Annotated in this window: 8 protein-coding genes and 2 pseudogenes; 7 read left to right on the top strand and 3 right to left on the bottom strand. The window is 61.3% G+C overall.

Translation table 11 applies throughout. The annotated features are described in order from the left end of the window. Window positions 1-143: 143 nt before the first annotated feature. On the bottom strand, window positions 144-275 hold the full coding sequence (locus E0H22_RS25950) for a hypothetical protein (protein ID WP_283818735.1): 132 nt from the start codon (window positions 273-275) through the stop codon (window positions 144-146). Between the two features lie 557 nt (window positions 276-832). Then, window positions 833-1,309 carry a TspO/MBR family protein gene (locus E0H22_RS17365; RefSeq protein ID WP_233022243.1) on the bottom strand — a complete coding sequence of 159 codons (477 nt, stop codon included), beginning with the start codon at window positions 1,307-1,309 and terminating at the stop codon, window positions 833-835. Window positions 1,310-1,746: 437 nt separating this feature from the next. Between E0H22_RS17365 and rnk the strand changes: the two genes are divergently transcribed. Beyond that, a complete protein-coding gene (rnk, locus tag E0H22_RS17360; RefSeq protein WP_233022242.1) occupies window positions 1,747-2,067 on the top strand; it encodes a nucleoside diphosphate kinase regulator in 321 nt (106 codons plus the stop codon). Here rnk and E0H22_RS17355 read toward each other — a convergent pair. After that, window positions 2,064-2,255, bottom strand: a complete 192-nt coding sequence (locus E0H22_RS17355) for a hypothetical protein (protein ID WP_233022241.1) — start codon at window positions 2,253-2,255, stop codon at window positions 2,064-2,066. The two genes, rnk and E0H22_RS17355, sit on opposite strands and share 4 nt — an antisense overlap. Before the next feature lie 1,192 nt (window positions 2,256-3,447). On the opposite strand from E0H22_RS17355, the pseudogene E0H22_RS26075 reads away from it, so the two are divergent. The 6 genes and pseudogenes from E0H22_RS26075 to E0H22_RS17330 all read left to right on the top strand — a co-directional run. Continuing rightward, a pseudogene (locus tag E0H22_RS26075) lies at window positions 3,448-4,485 on the top strand (hypothetical protein); the annotation flags it as partial. 327 nt (window positions 4,486-4,812) lie between these two features. Beyond that, window positions 4,813-6,378, top strand: a pseudogene (locus E0H22_RS26070) (autotransporter family protein); the annotation flags it as partial. A 309-nt stretch (window positions 6,379-6,687) separates the two neighbouring features. Then, window positions 6,688-7,347, top strand: coding sequence for a secretin and TonB N-terminal domain-containing protein (locus E0H22_RS17345; protein ID WP_233022239.1), 660 nt, complete (start codon window positions 6,688-6,690; stop codon window positions 7,345-7,347). Window positions 7,348-7,485: 138 nt separating this feature from the next. Continuing rightward, window positions 7,486-7,995, top strand: coding sequence for an RNA polymerase sigma factor (locus E0H22_RS17340; RefSeq protein WP_233022238.1), 510 nt, complete (start codon window positions 7,486-7,488; stop codon window positions 7,993-7,995). A 90-nt stretch (window positions 7,996-8,085) separates the two neighbouring features. Beyond that, the gene (locus E0H22_RS17335) at window positions 8,086-9,078 is read left to right on the top strand and encodes a FecR family protein (RefSeq protein WP_233022237.1); all 993 of its coding nucleotides are present in this window, start codon (window positions 8,086-8,088) and stop codon (window positions 9,076-9,078) included. A gap of 252 nt (window positions 9,079-9,330) precedes the next feature. Then, on the top strand, window positions 9,331-21,390 hold the full coding sequence (locus E0H22_RS17330) for a filamentous hemagglutinin family protein (protein ID WP_233022236.1): 12,060 nt from the start codon (window positions 9,331-9,333) through the stop codon (window positions 21,388-21,390). Window positions 21,391-21,613: the final 223 nt, after the last annotated feature.

The following is a 21,613-nucleotide window of genomic DNA, read 5'->3' as shown; positions in this document are numbered from 1 at the left end:
GAATAAAAAGAGGAGGTCGCTTGGATGCCGAGCGGCCTCTCTTGCTTCTGCTTACTTCTCAGGATGACCTGAGCCGGGCGGGGCGGCCTGATGGAAATTCCGGATCGTGTATTACATGTAACGCTCGTTCAGGCCGCGACGCGTCAGACTAATGCCGCCAGCGCCGCATCGCCCATTTGTTTCAATGGCTGCGAGACGAGCCGCGCGCCCTGGCGAAGTTTGATAGGAAAGATTGGATAAGCATCCTGAATCTTGAGCGCGATTGGATCAAGCATGGAGGCGCGCCGGAAATGACTGTCACTCGTGGTGCCGCCGCATGCATGATTATAAGGTCGGTGACTAAACTCGATGTTTGGACACCTAAGATGGACGAGTTTAAAATTTGGGCCTTGGCGAATTACGAAAGTTTTTAACGAACGAGCTTCCGATGACGAGATCAACGCTCCTTGGTCAGGTTCACCCAACTATGAAAGAGGCCGCCCACTGAGGCGGCCTCTGGCTTATATGTTTTGTAGATTTATCATTTGCCGCGCTGGAGTAGCCAATTCCAGCACGTTCCTCGCGCCCCTAATGAGAAACCTGCGCAAGGTTTAACAGCACGCTGACCGTCCGGTCAGGCTCATTTGGCCGCTGCACTTAAGCCGGAGGACCCTTAACTGGGACACTTACAGTGTTGTTCCCGGCATTTGGAGAACCATCTTAAGCATGGCACCGCCTTTCGCTCGGCTCTGATGCCGAGTGCTGACGATGTAGTGTTGGGAGTACTTTTTTCAAATGAGGCCATCACTTTTTTCAAACTAGGCCACTGTTGCCGGAAACAGGCCGGCACCTTTCAGTTCAATGTCCATATTCGGCCATTGAGGGCCGTCGCGAACAGAGTCCAAGCGATGTAGGGCAGGAGAAGGATGGCTGCGATCCTGTCCACCTGAAAGCCCGCGATGATTGTCGCGGCCAAGACCACATCCAGCAGAATGATGACTATCAGTCCGCTGAGAATTCCATGCCAGCCAAAGAAAATCGGCGACCACGCGGCATTGAGTGCAAGCTGAACGGCGAATAGCACGAGTGCCGTCGTACGTAGGCTCGAGGCAGGTGCCTCCCAAAACCGCCAGGCGGCGATTGCCATCATAAAATATAGGATCGGCCAAACGATCGGAAACGCGATGCGTGGTGGCGTCCAAGATGGCTTCTGAAGGCCTGCGTACCATGTCGGTATTTGAGGCGCTGTGACCTTCGCACCTAGCGTCGCGACGACAAAACAAACGGCAAGAGCGACGGCGAGCGCGATGAGAGATTTGCTGATTGGCACCTGGTCCTCCGGAATAGCCGAATAGACCTGAAACTTGCCGGCAAGGGATTCGATCCCTGTCGGTCCGTTGATCGCTACGTCTGATATCTTTTAAACGTCAGCGACGCTAATCGGTGGCGGCGCGACATCGCGATCTCTTGACAAATTTTTCAGAGTGCTCAGGGTGGTGGGATGAACGAGCGAAATTCATTCGTATTCCGGATCTTTCCCATCGCGGAATTTTTGCCCTAAAGCTTGGAGCGCCCCAAGCTGACGGGGACGACCAGCTGTAACTGGCAACTTCTACTTCCAGGCGCATCCCTTCTTCTCGATTTGACATTCGGCCAGCGCATCGTGCGCTGATGCCGTTAAAGGCTCGCGTCATGATGGAATCCTCTGCTCACTTCAACAAACCGCATATTGTCGTTAGCGATGTCGATCACCGACGTCTTACAGAAATGGCCGATGCGGCAACCGGACCGTTCGCCGACGTAGGCGAGACGCTGCATGCCGAGATGGAACGAGCAGAAATAGTCGCTGCCAATTCGGTGCCGATGGATGTTGTCCAGATGGGATCAACCGTCGAGTTTCGGTCGGAGACGGGCGAGCGGCGCACGCTCACGCTGGTGTTCCCTGGCGACGCTGACATTGCTGCGAACAGGATTTCGATTCTCACGCCTGTTGGCGTCGCTCTGATCGGCCTGAAAGTCGGTCAGTCGATCCAGTGGGCCGCGCGCGATGGCAGCTCGCACGAGCTTACGGTGGAGCGCGTCTCTTAGACGCCCAGGTCACCTGGAATTTCGCCGGAAGCGAAGATCGTTTCCAGATGACGGGCCATCGTTTGATATTCGGCGGCCAAGGCTTCAAATGTCTGTCGTTTTGTCGGATTGGTGGCGAGTCTACTGATCAGGATGCATTCTTCGGCGTCGGTGCGAAGCTTTTCCAGTCTCTGCTTGATATCGCGCATGGCAGTTCTCCACGATGGCCTCACGGCTTCTGTCAAAAAGAAGCCAACTACCAATTCGCGGTAAGCCTCAGCCCTTTGCATAAAGCAGAACTGAGACTGAGATGTCCAGCGCCTACTTGAACTGCGCTCGACAGGCAGGACTGAGGCGGCCGATATTCTTCTCCATGCAGCGAGTGATGGCTGAAACGCGGGGAACGAACTCGCGACAGTACCGCATCGCATCCTCTCGGCATGCGCGCCGCTGTTGAGGTGTGCCGGCGGCTTGGGCCGAAGCGCTTAGGCTTAGGAGGACGGACGCTGACAGAATGCAGAGTAACGGTTTCATAGGTTCCTCGCGGTCTGTAGGTGACCCATACGCGCAATCCCCGAGCCCGTCGTTATCCAACCGCAACTAGACGGGAAGGGCAACCAGCCTTTAGCGGAATTTCGGCGCTTAGAGTCGGGCTTGGCTTTTGCTGATGGGCGCACAGCGGCACTTTGGCGTTTATCCATCATTCGCTGTCCTTTCAGAAGCGCGTAAGTCCCAATTTGCATTGGTGATTTCCCGACGGTTTCTGATATAGTCCAAGCGGGAGACCTGTCGGGGCCGGTGAGATGCACGCCCGCCCACGTTGTTCGTTTGATCGAGCCCCGTGATCTGGTCGGGATCTATTCGGTCGACTCCATCGCCCAGCTAATTGTAATTATCGACGAGTGTAAGGACCCGAGCGCGTGCGAGTACACGCGCTTGCGTTTTCCCGGTGGCGTCATGCGGGAGGGGCCAGCCGTTCCGGTGCCAGTCGAGCGTCCGGAGGGGGCGGACGCGTCCGAGCCCGATCCCGTCCCGACCCTGACAGGACACAAGCTCGTCAGTAAATTGTCCTTCCATGCTCGTTTTATTCTTGCAGGAGAAACGACGCGTCCACAACGATCTGATGACTGAAATCCCGCTCGCAGAGGCCCATGATCACGCTAGCGCTTCAACAGCCCCGACGGAGTCTTATCGCGGCATAGCCAGAGCCTAACCGTATGCTCCAACCAGTAACCCGGGATTAATCTTGACCAACTCGAATGGGGCCTATGGCAATGATTCGAGTTGTCATTCACTCGGGCTTTACCAGATGCGCGTCGCGTCTCGGTGGTGGAGTTAGTTAGGCAGGCAGCTGCTCTCCGCCAATCGGCGAACGCTTGGCGGGGGAGCGTCGCAAAAGCGATGAGACGCACGACAAAGGGCGGCACCGGTGTCGTCAGCTTCCGCCGATCCCTGTTTCTCACCACAGCGATTGTTACGCTCGTCGCTGCCATTGCCGGCATGCGACCGGCAGCTGCGCAATCGGTGTCAGGCACCGGCAATTTATCGCCAGACGTAAGCACCATTCAAACGCCGAATTGGATGGTCGGCACCGATCTCCTTGTCGGCAATACGGCAACGGGCACGCTGAATATCACAGACGGCGGCACCGTGACCAATGGCGCCGGCTTGATCGGCAACGGCGCTCTCGGCCAGGGAACGGTCACCGTCTCGGGCACCGACGGTAGCGGTAATGCCTCGACCTGGACCAATAACGGTGACCTCGTTGTGGGGCAGGACGGCAACGGCACGCTTATCATCCAAAATGGTGGCCAGGTGAGCAATGCCGACGGCTATATCGGCGCCGGGGCCAGCAGCCAAAGCAATGTCACTGTCTCGGGCCATGACGGTAGCGGTCGTGCCTCGACCTGGACCAATACTGGCACGCTTTATGTTGGTGACAGCGGCCAAGGCTCGCTCGCCATCCAAGACGGTGGGATGGTCAACAGTACACTGGTCATTATCGGCAACAATAGCAGTGGTACTGGTGCAGTTACGGTCACGGGCCGCGACATCAACCAACATGCTTCGATCTTGAACGTTACCAACCAGATTTATGTTGGCATAGACGGCAGAAACAACACGCTCGACATCCTGAATGGCGGGCTAGTGAACAGTGGGCAGGCTCTTATCGGCTACGGAGGCGGTAGCGAAGGCACGGCCACCGTCTCAGGCCGCGACACCAACGGCAACGTCTCGACCTGGAACGCTGCCAACAATATTTACGTGGGTTTCTCGGGCACCGGCACACTCAACGTCGTGGACGGCGCCGCGGTGGCTACGAGTACAGCCGGAGGCGGCGCTGCTTCTATCTATATCGGCTACATGAACGGCGGCACGGGCACGGTCAACGTCTCAAGCAGCACAGGGGACGTCTCAAGCTTAACTGCGACCGACCGCATTGATGTTGGTCGCGATGGCATCGGCGCGATGACCGTTGGTAAGGGAGGCTTCGTGAGCGTGGGCCAAGATGTTCATATCGCCAATGGCTTCACGAGCAGTGGAACGCTTCATCTCAACGGCGACGCTACCGGACGCGGCATTGTCGAAACCGGCTCGGTGATCAGAGGAGCTGGTGCCATTGCTATCCTCGACCTCAACGGCGGTATTCTGCGGGCGACGCGAGATGAAGCCAACTTCCTGAACGGGTTCGGGGCACTGACGGTGGGAGCCGGAGGCGCGTGGTTCGATACCAACGCGCATGATATTGCCATCGGTACAAATTTTTCTGGCTCATCGAACTTCAATAAGCTCGGCCTCGGTCAGCTGACGCTGACCGGGGACAGCTCTGGCTTTACCGGCGCATCAACCGTCTCGGCCGGCACGCTGGCGGTGAACGGCGTGCTGGGCGGCAACATGCTGGTGGATACCTCCGGACGGCTCGTGGGCACGGGCAGCGTCGGGAGCGTCGTCAATACCGGCGTCATCGCGCCGGGCTATGGCAATGCCATGGGCACGCTCACTGTCCAGGGCAACTATGCCAGCAATGGCGGACGCCTTGAAATAGCGACTGTTCTGGGCGACGACAATTCGCAGACCAGCCGCCTTGTGGTGAACGGCACGACCTCAGGCGCTACGCAGGTCAGCATCATCAACCGTGGCGGCCTTGGTGCGCAAACCGTGAACGGCATCAGGATCATCGATGTCGTAGGTGCATCCAACGGCACTTTTGTGCTCAACGGTAACTATGTCTTCCAGGGCGCTCCGGCGGTGATTGCCGGTGCTTATGCCTATCGTCTCTATCAAGGCGGCGTCTCCACTCCCACGGATGGCGACTGGTATCTACGTTCCGCCCTGACAGATCCGGGCAGGCCGAGCGAACCGGGCGGCTCCGCCGCGATGCCGCTCTATCAGCCCGGTGTGCCTGTCTATGAGGCCTACGGCTCCAATCTGCAGTCGCTCAACACTCTGCCGACGCTGCAGCAACGCGTTGGTAACCGCATCTGGGGGCCCGGCGCCAATGGCGACGGCAACGGAATTTGGGGCCGAACGGAAGGCACTCAGGGGCGCTTCAATAATTCCGCGATGTCGACGGCCGGTTTGGACCAGAACATCGATACCTGGAAGATGCAGGCGGGGGCTGATCGGGTGCTTGTCGATAGCGACACAAGTGGGCGCCTGGTGGCAGGCGTCAACGTCTCCTATGGCGAGGCCAACAGCCGGATCAACTCGGTGTTCGGCAACGGCGCGCTGAAGACTAACGGCTACGGCCTTGGCGCAACATTGACCTGGTACGGTGTCACGGGCTTCTATGTCGACGGTCAGGCGCAGGTCAACCGGTATAGCAGCAACCTCACTTCCGGACTTCTCGGCTCGCTCACCCACGACAATGGCGGCAACGGCGAGGCGCTCAGCATTGAAGCAGGCAAGCGGATCTCGTTCGGCGAGAGGTTTGGCATCACGCCGCAATTCCAGATGGTCTATTCCAATGTCCGGTTCGACCGCTTCATTGATCCGTCGGGTGCCGACGTGGCGACCGATAAGAACGACAGCCTGAAAACACGCTGGGGCATTGCGTTCGATCATCAGGGGGCATGGGACGGCGGCCGCAGCCGCATCTATGGAATCGCCAATGTCAGCTATGAATGGCTCGACGGCATGCGCACTCTGGTCGTGGGAACACCCATCATCAATGCCGACGAACGTTTGTGGGGTGAACTCGGCCTGGGTGCGAGCGTGACCTGGCGCAAGAATCTCACGTTCTATGGCGAGCTCTCCGGCAACACACCGTTCCGTGACTTCGGCAACAGCTACATCCTCAAGGCCAGCGCCGGTCTCCGCCTGCAATTTTGATCGCAAGGGTAACAGCCGTCACTCTATAAGAGAATTTTCGAGATGTCGGTGTCGTTCGACATGTTTCGCATGCGCGCTTGCTTCGTATCGTGACATATCTCGCCGACAGGCTGGATTCTATTGTCAGAAAACGGTGGCGAAACCCCGACTCTCTTCGCATCTCCAGTAGAAGGATAGGGGCGGCCCTGGACACAAATTTCGATATGCGTCCCATATGGGCAACCGTAGACCGTGTTTGACCTCGCGATGTCGGCTTCTATATGAACTGACTTCTGGCAGTTTTAAACAAGTCGGGATGTGAGGCCTGAGTTGACCTGGATTGACCGGCGAGCCGCGTGTTTCGTTGTGATGCTGGTTCTCGCGCTGGTTTCCGCAGCGGGTCACTCCGGCGCTGAGGAGACAGCGCCGTCTCGCGTCTATGATATCGCGGCGCAGCCACTTGATGCGGCTCTCGACGTTTACATCAGGACCAGCGGGACACAGGTCTTCTATGAGACTGCGCTGACGGCGGGCTTGACTGCGAAGTCTGTCACCGGTCGTTTCACGCCCGCTTCCGCATTGGCTCAACTCCTGACCGCAACCGGATTGATCGCCCGCCGCACCGATTCCGACGCCTTCATCATCGTGCCGGCGCCGCAACAGAAAGCGGCGTTGACCGGTCCGGCCGCAGCGCGCGGGCTCCCGTTCATGACGGCGCTTCAAAGAGGGGTCGTCGATGCGCTGTGCCGCGGTGAGCTGACGCGACCCGGATCGTACAAGGTAGCCGTCGAGATCTGGATCGCGCCATCGGGCGTGTTTCAGCGAACATCCCTGGTCGGTTCGACCGGAGACGCGGAAAGGGATCGCGCCGTGGTCGCAGCACTAAGTGGCGTCTCTCTACGGATGGCGCCGCCGTCCGACAGCCCCCAGCCATTCATCCTGAGCATCGGTGCGCGGTCGCCGGATCGCACCGGTGACTGCAGCGGCTAGGTCAGCAGTTTAGTCGATCTGTCATAAAAGAGTGATAGTCGAGCGCGGCTTCTTGTTGCGGGCGGCGCCGGCTGCCCGTGTATTTTGCCGGATGGCTTGAGGATCTGTCGGTCTATGACGGGAACGACATGGACGGCATTGCGGGATTTGCTGACCCTTCGTTATGACGATTTTCGGAAGCGTCTGATCCGACAGTTCGGATCTGAGGACATTGCGAGCGAAACGCTGCATGAGACGTGGTTGCGCCTGGATCGTCCCGGCGATGCCGGCCAAGTGCGTAGTCCGCCGGCATTCCTGATGCGGGTGGCCGCCAATATCGCGAAGGATCAGCAGCGCGCGGAGCGTCGCAGGACGAAGCGGCATGAACTGGACGAGGTTCCGGATGTTGCCGACCCCGCACCGGATCCGGAGAGAACGGTCGAAGCCAGGCTCGATCTCCAAAAGGTCGAGGCGGCGATCGCGCAATTGCCAAAGCGCACGCAGGCCATCCTGATGGCGTCGCGGCTGAATGGCATGACCCATCAAGCCATTGCAGACAAGCTCGGGATCTCCAAACGCACGGTTCTGTATGAATTGAAACAGGCGGTCGTTTTTCTCGACGCCCGGCTCGAAAATAATTCGGATTTGGATTGCACTGATGGCGACTGAGAAACGTCATAGAATTGTCGTGTGGCTTCTGACCGCTTGTCAGGCTGGATCTTGGCCGGCTTGCATCGCGACGACGGGAAGTCTTTGACGATGGCACGATCTGAGAGCAGACAGGACGACGTCGATATGGTGCGGCAGGAGGCTTGGGATTGGGTTTTACGCCTCACCTCCGGTGACGCAAGCAAGGCCGAATTGGTTGATCTCGAGCGCTGGTGCGCGCGTAGCCCGTTGCATTCCGGCGCCTTTGTCGAGGCTAACGATCGATGGCAGTCGTTCGGTCCTGCACTCGAGAACATGGCACGGCAGCCGGTCGGGCAAAGCTTGGCTGTGCTGACGGCGATCAAGCCCGCAGTCCCTTCGATGCGGCGGCGCGCGTTTCTCGGCGGCGCGTTGGCGACATCGGTGGCTGGAGCGGCATTCGTGGTCGCACGTCCACCGCTTGGATTATGGCCCTCCGTCACCGACATGGCCGCAGACTATCGGACGGCCACCGGTGAGCAACGTCGTATCGCACTGGCCGATACCGGCGCCGTCGAGATGAATACACGGACGAGCTTGAACCTCAGTGCCGATCCCGCGGGAATCGATCGGATCGATCTGATTACAGGAGAGGCGGCGTTCGCGACGCGCGCCAAGGGCGTTGCTGTCACGGCGGGACATGGCCGCACGACCGCGGATGCGGCCAATTTCACCGTGCGATGTGAGGCGCCGAACGTCACGGTTACATGCGTGGAAGGCGACGTTTCGGTGACCCTGCAGGGGGCGGCGATGACTTTGCGAAAAAACCAGCAGGTCGCCTATGCAGCCGGCAGATTGGGACCGCTGGTTTCGGTTGAAGCTGCCATGGTGACCGGATGGCGGGAAGGCGAGCTATATTTCAAGGACGAGCCGCTGTCGCGTGTGATCGACGAGGTCAACCGGTATCGCGTCGGACATATCTTCCTGATGAATGAAAGCCTTGGTCGCCGTCGCTACACCGCGCGTTTCAAGCTCGATCGGCTGGAAAGCGTCGTTACGCAGCTGGAGGCGGCGTTCGGCGCGCGCGTGACCAAACTTCCAGGCGCAATTCTCATTATTAGCTGAGCTATGTGACATCGGTTTGAACGCGGTGCGATCGTGTTCATGTTCCCGACAAATCGATCTGCAAAAAGAATCTTTCGAAATCGTTGCACACCTCACGGTTCTGAAACGTCGTATGGCCGGTCCAAAGCACCCGTGACGGACCGGCGGGCGGTTGCCGCGCCGGTATGTCCGATCAGAAAGCCTGCAATGCGCAATTCTCGTTCTTCAAAGTCCGGTATCCATCGCCACGCAGCTTTTTTGACTGGGGCGAGCGTGATCGCTCTCACGCTTATTGCCGGGAACGATACGCAGGCACGTTCGATCAACGGCGGCAGTGCAGGAGGCGCGGTCTCGGCGCCGAACCTCGCTTCGGATGCAGCGACGCAGGCGGCGCAACAGGCCGCGGCGGCTGCACGACAGACACAGGATTCGTTGGCGCGGGCGGCGCGGGCCGTGCAGAATATCCAGGCGGTCCAGGCCGCCGCGCGTGCCGCGGCAGCCGCGCAACAGACATCGGTGACGGTGCCGGTCGTGGTGCCGAATGGCCTCGGCGCCGGCGGCCTGCTGCCGAACATGCCGGCGGGCTGGACCGGCGCCTATGAGCCGACCCAGAGTGTCGACGGGACGGGGCAGAGCCAGGTCAATGTCCGCCAGACCACACCGCAGGCGATCCTCAACTGGCAGAGCTTCAACGTCGGCGCGCGCACCACACTGACCTTCGATCAGCAGGGCAACAGCAATTGGGTCGCGCTCAATCGCGTGGACCGCAATGCCGGTCCGAGCCAGATCCTCGGCCAGATCAAGGCCGACGGTCAGGTGTATGTCATCAACCAGAGTGGCATCATCTTCGGCGGCAACAGCCAGATCAATGTTGGGTCATTGATTGCGTCGAGTGCTAACATCACAGAGAGTCAGTTTCTCACCAATGGCATCTATTCGACCCAGAGTGGTTCGGGCTATGCGGCGAGCTTTACCGGCGCGGGCGGCAAGATCACGGTCGAGGCCGGCGCGCTGATCGCGGCCCGTGCGCCGGCACAAGTAACCTCCGGCGGCGGCTTCATCGCGTTGCTCGGCTCGTCGGTGACGAATGAGGGCACGATCCAGACGCCGAGGGGCCAGGCACTGCTGGCGGCTGGCGACGACTTCATCTTAAGGCCCGGTTACGGCACCGACGTCAACACGTACTCGACGACGCGCGGTACCGAGGTCGCGCCTGTGATTGCAGCAGGCAGTCCGAACGGAGCTGTTACCAACAGTGGCCTGATCTTCGCCCAGCAGGGCGACGTCACGCTCGCCGGACGGACGCTGATGCAGAGCGGCACGCTCATCTCGACCACTTCGGTGAACACGCGGGGCACCATTCATCTGCTCAATTCCGCGAGTGACAGTGCAGGCGGCGTCACTCTTGCCGCTGGCAGCTTGACCGTCGTGCTGCCGGAACTCGGCAGCAGCGAGACCGCGCTGAACGGACAGCGCGACGGGCTGATCGCGGCCTCGGTGACGCAGGACGCGGCGCGTTCGCTGGCGGTGTTCGGGCAGTTCGACAACCTTTCGACACTCTCGGATCGGCGGGACCAGTCGCGCATCGAAATCGTCAGTGGCGGCTTTGTCACCTTCAAGAATGGGTCAAGCACCGCGGCGCAGGGCGGTCAGATCGCGGTGTCCTCCGGCAAGCGGATCTTCGCGGAAGACGGTGCCGCACTCGATGTATCCGGCGTACGCAACGTCGCGCTGGCGATGGCGTCGAACAACATCAAGGTCAACGTGCAGGGCAACGAGCTGCGCGATAGCCCGCAGAACCGCGATTCCGGTGTGCTGAAGAACAATGATGTCTGGATCGATGCCCGCGATCTCATTTTTGTGCCGGCGGGTACCGGAGGTTATGCCAGCGACCGCTACTATACCGCGGGCGGACTGCTCGAGGTCGGTGGTTATCTCGGCACCTCGGCGCACACGATCGGTGAATGGGCGGCGCTGGGCGGCAGCATCACACTCTCGGCGCCGGAAGTCGTCGCGCAGCGCGGCGCCGTCTTCGATATCTCCGGCGGTTCGCTGGACTATGCCGGTGGCTGGATCCGCTCGACCAACCTGATCGGCAGCGACGGGCGTCGATACAGTGTCGACAATGCGCCCGCCGACATGACCTTCACAGGATTCGCTGGCGGTTTCTCTCGCACCCATAACATCCAGGGCAGGGTCGACGAGCGGTTGACCGAGACGTGGACCAGCATATTCGACCGGGGCCGAACCGGTCTACGCTGGGAAGACGGCTATACCGTTGGCCGCGATGCGGGCCGGCTCGTTCTGTCGACGCCGACCAGTATCTTCGAGGCCGATATCGTGGCCGATACCATCACCGACAAGCGGCAGACCAACAAACGCGCCGACGGCGTTTCCGATGGATACAAGCTTGGACAAAACACTGTCGCGCGAGCCGGTACGCTTGCGCTCGGACAATACAACGCGCTGGGTCTGACCGATGCCTACGTGACCGACGTCAAGTTTGGTAACGTAGCAGCGATGACGGTGGGCCTCGACGGTGCGGCGACGCTGCCGGCGGAGCGCACCAATACTGCGTGGTTCGATGCGTCCTCGCTCAACAAGGTTGGTCTCGGCGGCGTCGATGTGGCGACGCGCGGGAATATCTCGGTCGATGCGCCGCTCGTCTTGGCCAACGGAGCCAAGTTGACGTTTGTAGCGTCAACCATCGATGTCAATGCGCCGATCACAGCGCATGGCGGCAATGTCACGCTTGGCAATATCATGCGCATCGCTCCGTTGCCGGGGCAAAATGAGCAATGGGTCTCACTGAGCGGCAGCGATCCCCGCGTCACGCTCGCATCGACGGTCGATCTGACCGGGCTATGGTCCAACGGCCTCGCCAATCCGAACGATGTTTCCGCGCAGGCTGTTGTCGACGGCGGCAAGCTGACGGTCTCGACCACGGGCAGCATCGTCCTGACGGAGAAGGCCGTCATCGACGTATCGTCCGGGGTTGCGATCCTGCCGAGCGGCAAGCTCAAGGGCGGCAAGGGTGGCGATGTCAGCCTGGTAACCAACGACTACTCGCATCTTGGCGGCACCGACTATTTCGCCATCGATCGGTCTGCCCCGCTCATTCTCGATGGCGTGATCCGCGGTTACGGCTTCAACGGCGGTGGTTCGCTGACGCTCAATGCCGGTCAAGCTGTCGTCATCGGTGGCGATGCCGTGCAAGCTGATACGCTGAGGATTGCTCCGGACCTGTTCTCTTCGGGTTTCAGCAACTACAGCATCACCAGCGTCACAGGGATGACCGTTGCCGAGAGAGCCACCATTGCTCCGGTGGTGCCGGTCTATCAGTTTGCGGCCAGTGGTTACGCGATGTTCGAGGGCAGCGAACTGGCTGGGGCAGCCACGTTGTGGACGCCACCAGAGTTCATTGCCGATCCGGTGCACGCCAAGCTCACGCAGCGCGCCGGCGCCGATCTGACATTGGCGAGCCTCAAGGACTTTGGGCTCCAACAGGGCGCCTCGATCAGCGTCGACCCCGGCCGTACGGTCACCATTCTCGCCAACGGCCAGACGACGATCGACGGCCGCATCACGGCGCCTGGCGGCACGATCAGCGTCAACAGCATCATTGACCTGCCGGGACAAGCACAGGTCGCGGGCGGCAGCGGTACATTCTCGCTGACGCGATCGGTGTGGATCGGCGAAAATGCGCTGCTCGACGTCGCCGGCCGCGCAGTGGTGATGCAGGACCTGTTCGGCCGCAATTACGGCAAGGTCATGGATGGCGGCTCGATTTTGATCGGCGGCAGCGGCGTCAACGATCAGGCGAGCCATGCCTTCATCGTCATCCGACCTGGCGCGTTGCTTGATGCCTCCGGCGCGGCGGCAACATTCGATCTCTCCGCGGGCCTGTCATCGTCAGCGCCATCGCGTCCTACTTTCATCGCCGGCAATGGCGGGACGATTGGCCTGTTCTCTAACAACGGCATCTATATCGATGGCGAGGTGCGCGCAGCCGCCGGCGGCGCGGGAGCGTCGGGCGGCACACTCAGTCTCAATCTCGTTAGTCCGGCCTATAGCCCGAATACGCCCGGCCCCAATGCGCCCGATGGCATCGGCCTCGTTCCCGACGAGATTCAAAGACTGCGTAACATCACCATCGTCCAGCATCGGCAGGGGAGCGGTCTTGCGGCCGATCTCACGCCGCGCGGAGCGGATGCGGCTTTGCAGTTCGGTACGGCAGTGATCAGCGCCGATCAGGTGAAGGCGGGCGGTTTCGATACGCTGTCGCTGCGCACATCGGACCTGTTCGTGTTTCAGGGCGACGTCAATTTGTCTCTGGGCCGGAGCCTCTTGTTCTCAGGCGGTATGTTCAGCTCCTCCGATGCTGCGCGAACGAGCACGGTGACGTTGGCGGCCCCCTATGTCCGTCTCGACGGCTGGGTCGAGCGTGAAATGTCGAACGGTGGGTATTATGCCGGGCTCAACAACATCAAGGGGCCGAGCATCTACAGCAGCGATAGCAGCCTGGTTGTTACGGCGGACCTGGTCGACGTCAGCGGCGGGCTCCGTTTCGGCGTTCATGGGCACAAGGGCGCCGGCTTTTTGTTCTATGACGGTGGTACGGGTCCCGCGGCACCGTCAACCAGCGACTTCGATCATATCAGTGCACCGGACATCGTTGACGCGGCCGGGTTCGGCCAGGTGACTCTCCAGAGCCGCGGCGATGTCCGCTTTGGTACCGGCACGCTGACCACACGCGGCAGTCTGACGATCAAGGCGGCGCAGGTCTATCCGTTCAGCGGCGCCAACGCGGTGGTCTCGGCCGGTGTCGTTCTGCCGCTCAGTGTATTCGGCGGAATTGACAGTCCGACATATGACCCCGATGCGGTTCTGACGATCCGCGGCAACGACGGCGCGCTGCCACAGGTGCCGGCGTCGGTGTTTGGTCAGCTTTCGCTGGTCGCGCCGACCATCGATCAGGGCGGCGTTGTTCGGGCGCCGCTTGGCATCATCTCCTTCAACATGGTTGAGGGAAGCGCCGATCCGCGCTGGACCGACTGGAAAGTCATTCTGCGAAGCGGCAGCGTCACGTCGGCCAGCGCGAATGGTCTTGCGATTCCGTTCGGCGGCACCACGGACGGCATCACCTACCAGGGGGCCGACGGCACGTTACTCGATCTTGCCTCGGTCCTGGCCGATCGCGGCAGAGGATCCTATGAGCTTCCGGTCGGCGTTGCGATTACCGCCACGTCGCTGGTCGGCGAACCCGGCGCTGTGCTCGACCTCTCCGGTGGAGGTCATCTTGCTGGCGCCGGCTTTATCTCGGGTCGTGGCGGCTCGGTCGACGTTCTGAAGACAGCGCTGATCAACGCCAATCCCGCTTACGACTATTCGTCCTCCGGCAACAAAACTTATGCCATCCTGCCGGGCTATGCTTCGGCTTACGCGCCGGTGATTGCCAGCAATGGCGCAGGCGATCCCGGTGTTGGCCAGCAAGTGACGATCAGCGGTGGCGTGCCCGGCTTGCCGGCAGGCACCTATACTTTGCTGCCCTCCAGTTATGCACTGCTTCCCGGCGCATATCGTGTCGAAGTCGGAGGCACGAACCCGGCACTCACCGGCATGGCCAGTCTCGCCAACGGCTCCTACGTGACCGGCGGCATGCTCGGGATCGCCAATACAACGATCCGCAACGCGCTCAACTCACAACTGATCGTCACGCCCGGTCGCGTGATCCGCAGCTACGCGCAGTACAATGAGACGAGTTACAGCGATTTCCTAGTGAACCGGGCGGCGGTGTTCGGCAACGTGCGTCCGCGTTTGCCTGAAGATGGCAAGGTGCTGTGGCTGAATCTCGGGGCTGCGACCGGGGACGATCCGACATTGCGTTTCGCAGGTACGGCGTTGTTCAACGCCACAGGGGATGGCTACACGGGCAGCTTGGTCGTCACGTCGTCGGCGCTGACGAACGTCATCGACGTCACGGCTCCCGGCGCAACGCCGGTTGCCGGTCATACCTCGATCTCGAGCGCCGATCTCAATGCGTTCAACGCGGGTGGGTTGTTCATTGGCGGCGCACCGACTTACTACAATGACACTGGCGCGGGTCCTCGTGTTGCATTCTCAGGCATCTCAACCGTCAATGTTCTCGATGGTGCAATGTTACGGGCTGGGCAAGTTTATGTTGTGGGCAGCAGCATCGACATCGCCACCAACGCCGTGATCGACACGCGCGGCATCGGCGGCAGGGTGCCCGACTCCTCTCTCGGCTATCTGTTCGGCAACGTCCGCAACGAGACCTCGGCAATCGCTGGGCCGGCTGTGCTCGCCGTCGCCAATGGTTGGCTGAACTTCCTGCCGGTTGTCGGCAACGGCAGCATCTCGATCGGCGACAATGCATCGTTGCTCACCGACGGAAGCGTCGTGCTTGCGGCGCCTGGCAACCTTACCATCGGCGCCGTGAACTTCGGTGCCCGGTATCTGACGGTGACGCAGGATCAGATCAATGTCGGCGACGCGGCCGCGCTTGCCGCCGCGCAGGCGGCCGGCGTGCTGCCGTCGGGTTGGACATTGACGCAGGCCGCACTCGACAAGCTGCTGCGTCCGTCGGTCGCGGCTGGCGTGCCGCGGCTCGAGCAATTGACGTTCACCGCGGGCGGCATGAATTTCTTCGGCACCGTCTCGCTCGATACCACGGGCGCGTCGAGCGGACAGGGCCTGCAACTCGTGATCAATACGCCTGCGATCTACGGCCTCGGCGGTACCGGCGATAAAGCGACCATTATCACCGATAAGTTGGTCTGGAACGGTATCCGTACCGGCAACGGATCCACGGTCCCGTATGGCAGCAAGGCACCGGCGCCCGTCCTGCCGGCCGGGGCGGGTACTGGATTGGGTCAGCTCAATATTGAGGCCGGTGAGATCCTCTTCGGCTACGACGCACATGTACGTCCGACGGACGGAGCGACGCTTGATCGTCTCACGCTCGGTTTCTCGGCAGTCAATCTCAACGCCAGCCGTCTGATCACGGCGAACAGTGACGGTACGTTGTCGATCGGCCAAAGCCGTGATGCGTCGGGAACGCTTGTCGGCGGCGACCTTAATCTCACCACGCCGTTGATGACCGCCAGCAAGGGTGCATCGCTCAGCTACAAGTCCGGCGGTGCCATCCGTGTGACGGCGCCGGCGGACACGCCCGCAGCTACGGCCACCGTGACCGGCCTCGGCGGCACCGTATCGTTCAACGGCGACAGCATCCTGCTCGACACCGCGGTCGCGCTGCCGAGCGGAAAACTCACGCTGACGGCCACCAACGACATCGACCTCGGTGGTCATGCCACGGTCGATCTGGCCGGTCGGACGATCTCCTTCTTCGATGCGACTCAATTTAGCTGGGGCGGCACGTTGGTCATGACCAGCGCGAACGGTCATGTCCTTCAGGCCGCTGGCTCCGTCGTCGATGTTTCCGCTGTCAATAATAATGCGGGCGGGGTGAGCGCCAGCGCGACCAACGGCGCCGCGCTCTTCAACGGACGCGTGGTTGGCGGCAGCACGGGAGATCATCGAGACGGATCGTTCGCGGTGTCGGCGCAGACACTCGGCGATTTCGCGGAGGTCAATGCCATGCTGAATGCGGGCAGCGTGTTCGGATCGCGCTCGTTCAACATCAAGCAGGGCGATCTGGTCGTCGATCATGAAGTCAAGGCGAACAACGTCACCATTGCCATCGACGCGGGCTCGCTCACTGTTCTCGGTACGATCGCTGCCTCGGGTGCGAAGCCGGGCACCATCCGTTTGTCGGCACGCGACAATCTCACGCTTGGTGGCAGCAGTGTGCTCGATGCGCACGGCACGCGGTTGCAGGCCGATAGCTACGGCCAGGCGATCGATGCCGACAACACCGCGCATGTCGAACTGACCTCGACGCACGGCACCGTCACGCTGGCGTCCGGCGCCACCATCGACATGCGTTCGCCTGATGGCGTCGCGCGTGGACGGTTGGCGATCAATGCCCCGCGCCTGGGATCGACCGGCGATAGCGCCACGGGCGCCGGTGCACCGGCCAACGCCACAGGAGGCGACGTTGCGGTTTCGGCGTCCGGTCCACTCAACATTCAGGGCGCGGCGAGCATCGCGGTCTATGCCTTTGCCAGCTACACCAATGCACCGGCCGATCCCGATGATCCGAAGGGGCAGATCATCGATCAGGCCTGGCTCGATCTCGTCAATCAGGACAGCAAGGCCTTCATCAATGCGGCTTACGGCGGCAACGTTGCCGGCGGTGCGCTCGCCTCTGGGCTCGCAGGCAAGCTCGCCGGCCTGACCGCTTATGGCAATGCTTTCCATCTGCGGCCCGGCGTCGAGATCAAGAGCGCGACGGCCGACGGAAATCTCACGGTTTCCGGCGACGTCGATCTCTCGAGCTACCGGTACGGGCCGAACGCCGATTCAACGGTGCGCGGATCGGGTGAGCCGGGGTCGTTCGTTCTGCGCGCCGGCAACAACCTGAACATCAAAGGCAGCATCAACGACGGCTTTGCGCCGCTGGTGGCAACGCCCGATGCGCTCGAGGTTCTGGCGTCGGGGTGGTTGTCCTCGTCTTACACGGTTACGGTTTCCAACGCGATGCTCGCGGCTGGGGCGGTCATCCCGAGCGACGCTACGATAAACATGGAGCTGACGCTCCCCGCCGATACCGAAATTACAACGACGCCAACCGCAGCGAACGGCGGTCTCCCGGTGGACGTTGTTCTGTCAAGCCCGTTCAAGCCTGCAGCAGGGGCAAGAAACGTGGTGGTGACCGGAACGATCTACAATCCGGATGGCTCTGTTCTTTACGCGACGGGCGCCGTGATTTCGACGGCGGTCACTTGGCCAGCCGGTACCAGGATCGCTCAAGGTACCTACTTCAGTCGTCTATTGATCAACAATAGTTTCCCATGGGTCATCGAGGCGGTGACACTGAGGCCGAACACGAGTTTGGAGGTGTTCGAGGGATATACTTTTGCGCAAGATACGATCCTGCAGCTTGGCACCGTGCTGCCTCAAGGTATGGGGTCGGTCAGCCTGACGGCGCCGTCCAATCGTCAAATCTGGGCCATATCGCCCATGCTGACGCCCGGGAGCCAATCATGGTCGATGCGCTTCGTCGCGGGTGCGGATCTTAACAGCGCGGACAGCCGTGCGCTGCAGTCGGCCGCTGCATTGGCCAGTGGCGGCAATGTCACGCTGAACGATCCGTTCCAGATCAATTTGCGTGGCACCGGCAAGCCGGGCACGGGTGTCAGCGTGGTGCGCACGGGCACGGGAGACCTTGAGATCCTCGCCGGTGGCGACTTCGACCAGGCGTCCCCCTACGGCATCTACACAGCGGGGACAGCTGCGGCTGGAACCGACAGCGCGCCGTTCAACCTGGGCCGCGGTACGACGTCGGACGGCACTGTGCTCGGTGCTGCCAATGGAGCCTACGAAGCAACACTCAATCCGCAACGTATGTACTACACACAGAATGGCGGTGACGTTCTGCTGATGGCGCAAGGCGACATCAAAGGCACGCTCACGTCCAACTCGGCGTTGGTCGGCGGCTGGTTGTGGCGTCAGGGCGGTGCGGACCTTGGGCAAATGGCCGCCTGGGGCATCAATTTCGGCACCTATACCGCCGATCTCTGGTTTGGCAGCCCTTACATCGGCTTGAGCGCCTTCTCCGGCATCGGTGCCCTCGGCGGCGGCGATGTGACGCTCAACGCAGGGCGTAACATCGGCGATGCCGGTCGCGGCATCGTCGCGGCGGTTGCGGGCAGTGGCTGGGTTCAGGCCGGCGGTCAACTCGTGCAGACCGGCGGCGGCACGCTGTCGGTGACAGCGGGCGGCAACATCGGCGGCGGTGGCAACCAGTTCGTCAATGTGCGCGGTGAAATCAATGTCGGCGCCGGCGCCTTTGGTAGCTTGAGCTCGCTGAATTTCGGCTATAACGGCGACGATCCGCGAGCGCTTGATCCGTTGACGCCGTACGGCAGAACGCGCGTTGCGGGAGGCTCGTTTGCGATCGGCGACGGTGCGATTAATGTTCAGGCGCGCGGCGATCTCGCCATGGGCACGATCATCGATCCGGGCCGCGTCGGCGGTAATCAGTTGACCGCCGCGGGCGGCGAACAAGGCGTGAGCTGGTTCACACTGTGGACGGGAAGGACTTCGCTCAATCTATTCGCCGCGGGTGGTGACCTCTCGCCTCTATCGCCTGACCAGGGATCGGATTCATCGGGGCAGGTCACGCAATATCTTCCGTCCGTTTTGCGCGCGGTCGCTGCCGGCGGCAGCATTTTCCTGACCCCGGGGCAGAGCGGGGCGAGCTTCATGATGCCGTCGCCGAACGGCGCACTCGAACTGCTCGCGAAAGACATGATCGTCCAGCAATACGATGCCGGCGCCGCCTTCGGTCCGCTCTCGACGTCGCTCGCGAGCCTAGCGACACCGTTCAATCCCGGCTGGGAACTGCGTCAGTTTACAGGCTTCTCGTGGTCGATCATCGCGTCGAATGCTTGGGCCGATCCTACGAGTCTTCCCGGCACCAACGGTACAAAGGCCTACAGCTTCGACGAGAGCGGCTACAATGGCACAGCGCACGAAGGGCAAGGCGGAACGCTCTTCGTTTTCGGGCCGAACACGGTGACTGACAGCAGCGCATTGGGCGACGTCGCCTCCCGCGTGTATGCCGTCAACGGCGACGTGATGGCTCTTCGTTACGGTGAAGCTTTCGTTGGCACGGACAACGCCGGGGTCCAGTCCACTTATTATCGCGCGGCAAAGCCGGTCAGAGTTCTTGCCGGCGGCGACATCGTCAGCCTGAAGGGCGTCATTCTCCACAATGATCCTACCGACGTCTCGGTCATCGCGGCATCGGGCAACATCGTCTATGCGGGCCTGAACTATATCCCAGGTCAGATCGTCTATACCGGCCTGCAGATCGCAGGACCCGGCACGCTGGAGATCACAGCCGGCAAGTCGATCTATCAAGGATCGAGCGCTGGCATCGACAGTATTGGCCCGCTTGTTCAAGGCGACAACAGACCGGGGGCGAGCGTCGTATTGCAGGCGGGCGTCGGGACCGGTGCGCCTGGCATCGGCCAGGTGGACTGGACCGGGTTCGCGAACCTCTATCTCGATCCGCGCAATCTGGCTGGGAAAGGGCCTCTGGCCGACCAGCCGGGCAAGGTCGCCAATACCTACGAACAGGAGCTATACGACTGGCTGCAACAGCGCTTCGGCTACACCGGACCGAGAGATGCCGCACTCGGCTTCTTCCGTACGTTGCCCGGCGAACAGCAGCGGATCTTCCTGCGTGACAAAGTCTATTACCCTGAGTTGACGGCCAGCGGTCGCGAATACAACGACCCGGACAGCAGCCGCCACAACAGCTATCTGCGCGGTCGCGAGGCGATCGCCGCACTGTTCCCGGATGGGCGATCCTTCGGCGGCGACATCACGTTGTTTACCGCAGGCGCCGGTGCGGGGGTCAATTACCGGGTGAACAGCGGTTACGTGCACACCAATTCCGGCGGCGCCATTCAAATGCTGGCGCCGGCGGGCAAGGTTCTCATCGGCAGCGAAGGACTCTCGCCGGGTGCCGATGCCGGCTTGATCACACTCGGCCGCGACAGCGATATCGACATCTATGCGCTCGGCAGCATTCTGCTTGGACAGAGCCGCATCATGACGACATTCGGCGGCAATATCCTGGCGTGGTCGGCGGAAGGCGACATCAATGCGGGCCGCGGCTCCAAGACAACGGTCGTCTATACGCCGCCGAAACGGCAGTACGATCTGTACGGCAATGTAGAGCTGTCGCCGAACGTGCCGTCGGCCGGCGCCGGTATTGCTGCGCTCAGCCCGGTCCCCGGTACCCCGCCCAGCAATGTCGATCTGATCGCGCCGCTCGGCACGATCGACGCAGGCGAGGCGGGCGTGCGCTCTTCCGGCAACGTCAACCTTGCGGCGCTGCAGATCATCAACGCGGCCAACATCCAGGCGCAAGGCAATACGACCGGTGTTCCGACCGTGCAGGCCCCGAGTATCAGTGCCGCGCTCTCGACGTCGAATGCGACAGCGGCGACCCAACAGGCGCTGCCAAGTCAGGGCAGCGGCAACGCCCAGCCGTCGGTGATCATCGTCGAAGTGCTCGGATATGGCGGAGGCGATGTTGAAAAAGACGAAAATAACCGTCGGCGTGGCCCTTCGGGTCAGCAGACCTACAACACAGACAGTGCCGTGCAGATCGTTGGCGCCGGCACCATGAGCGACGAACAGCGGCGCCGTTTGATCGAGCACGGCGCGCTGTAACCATACCCAATCGTAACCGCAATTTGGGCGACGCGTAAAATGAACGTACGCTTCAACCTGTTTGATCGATCAACAGGTTGAAGCGTTGCGGGTGCAACCGCGCAATAGCGCGCAAAGCTTCGATACGAGACACCTGCCTCTCATACATCAAGACCGCCAGCGAACGCCGGTGTTTGGCGGATTTCATCCAGCGATACTTCGTCGAGGCCGTGCTGTGTCGCCC

This window comes from Rhodopseudomonas boonkerdii (genome assembly GCF_021184025.1).
Taxonomy (GTDB): Bacteria; Pseudomonadota; Alphaproteobacteria; order Rhizobiales; family Xanthobacteraceae; genus Tardiphaga; species Tardiphaga boonkerdii.
This window is presented reverse-complemented; position numbering and strand designations above follow the sequence as displayed.